3 protein-coding genes are annotated in these 1,665 nt (G+C 68.4%); 1 reads left to right on the forward strand and 2 read right to left on the reverse strand.

The window, feature by feature from the left end; translation table 11 throughout:
- A partial coding sequence (locus tag VHB92_RS08980) for a hypothetical protein (protein ID WP_325453409.1) occupies window positions 1-528 on the forward strand: 528 nt, incomplete at its 5' end.
- Between the two features lie 123 nt (window positions 529-651).
- On the opposite strand, the gene VHB92_RS08985 is transcribed toward VHB92_RS08980, so the two are convergent.
- Both VHB92_RS08985 and VHB92_RS08990 read right to left on the reverse strand, forming a co-directional pair.
- The gene (locus VHB92_RS08985; protein ID WP_325453410.1) at window positions 652-1,041 is read right to left on the reverse strand and encodes a hypothetical protein; all 390 of its coding nucleotides are present in this window, start codon (window positions 1,039-1,041) and stop codon (window positions 652-654) included.
- A gap of 21 nt (window positions 1,042-1,062) precedes the next feature.
- Entirely contained in the window at window positions 1,063-1,470 is a 408-nt protein-coding gene (locus tag VHB92_RS08990) for a PaaI family thioesterase (RefSeq protein WP_325453411.1), read from the reverse strand.
- Window positions 1,471-1,665 lie beyond the last annotated feature (195 nt).

Below are 1,665 nucleotides of genomic sequence, written 5' to 3' on the forward strand. Positions count from 1 at the left end.
GCGGACTGGCTCGCGCCGCATGCGGTCGAGGAGGCGATACGGGGGAATCGCCACACCGGATCGTCGATCGACTCCTTTGTATGGGGGTTCTTCGCTGACATCGCCGATCACCTCGACAAGCGGACCGCCGCCGCGCGCGTCTTCGGTGAGGACTTCGCACGCAGCGCCTCGACGTACCTCGCCGCCGGCCTGCCCCGGCTACCGTTCCGCAGCGGATCGTTCGACCTCGTCCTCAGCTCGCACCTGCTCTTCCTGTACGCCGACCGGCTCGACGAGGGCTTCCACGTCGCCGCAGCTTGCGAGATGGCACGGGTTGCTCGTCGGGAGGTGCGGATCTTCCCGCTGATCAGCGACACCGGGACCGACACCGCACCGCTGCTGGACGCGGTTCGCAGCGCAGTCGAGGATCTCGGCTGCACGACGACGATCAGGCCATCGCCCTATGAGTTCCAGAAGGGCGGCAACGAGATGCTCGTCATCCGCACCGCACCGCCAGTAGCTGATCCCGCCGATGCTGACCGCATGTGACATTGGTGTCGCGATTTGCTACCCGTATGTGACATGCGTGTCGTGAATCGCGACACGTATGTGACATTGGTGCGAAGCGTCACAACACCTATGTCACATACGAACGTGCCAGGGGTCAGGTGCTCAGGGGGCGGTAGCCGGGTGAGGTTCTGACACGTCGCGTTGAGTGGCGAGCGGGCAGGTGGCGCAGGCGGTGGCGTCGCACGAGCTGCCCGTGCTGCTCAAGCGGCTCGAGGCGCATGAATGCGTCGTCTCCCGCCGCAGCCGCGCCAGCAGGACGAGCGGCGCCGCGAAGTTCGCGAGCAGGACGTAGCCGGCGAAGGTGATGAGCAACCACGAGAGCTCGAAGCCCGCGGCCAGGACGGCGACCGCGATCGACAGCCCGATGAAGGCGGGATAGGCGCTCCAGTGGTTCGTCTCGAGACGTGACCGCCGGGCGATCACGTAGCTGCCGAGCACGCCGACCACGCCGATGGCGGCACTCCCGCCGAACAGCGTCCACGACCAGCTCATGACGACATCCTCTCGCGACCTCTAGCCGAGCTGGTAGGTGCCGACCGCGTGTGCCACCCGGGTACCAGACGCATCCGTGACCGCGGCCTCGGCGTGGGAGATCTTGCGGCCGCGGCGCAGCACCCGCGCCTGCGCGGTGAGGTCGCTGGCGTTGGCCGGTGCGAGGTAGTGCACCGTGAGGTCGACGGTGCTGCCGCGCAGCGACTCGGGCGGCTCGGCGCCGCACCAGCATGCCGCCATCACCGCGGTGTCGGCGAGTGCGGCGATTGCGCCACCGTGCACCGTTTCGCCGATCGTCGTCAGCTCCGGGCGGTAGGGCAGGACCAGCGTTGCCTCGCCGTCGCCGAGCGATCCGATCTCGATTCCGAGCAGCTTTACCAGCGGCGAGCTCGGGATGAACTGCGCCATGACGTCACGACCGTCAGCCATGGCGTCACGCTAACCGGCGTCAGCGAGACGGCAGCAGCACGGTGACGGTCATCTCGGGACCGTGGGTGCAGGCGATCTGGGCCTGGGTTCCGTGCCGGGCGTGCTCGCCGTCGAAGCACAGCCGCAGCTCGCCCCCTGCCCGTGTCACCAGTGCCTCGACGAGCGCGAGACCCAGCCCGGCGCCCGGCCGGGAGC

The sequence above is a fragment of the Humibacter sp. genome, from assembly GCF_035547335.1.
Lineage (GTDB): Bacteria > Actinomycetota > Actinomycetes > Actinomycetales > Microbacteriaceae > Humibacter.

Coding starts and splice junctions, on each gene's coding strand:
- VHB92_RS08985 (WP_325453410.1), bottom strand. CDS start 1,041: ATGAGCTGGTCGTGGACGCTGTTCGGCGGGAGTGCCGCCATCGGCGTG.
- VHB92_RS08990 (WP_325453411.1), bottom strand. CDS start 1,470: ATGGCTGACGGTCGTGACGTCATGGCGCAGTTCATCCCGAGCTCGCCG.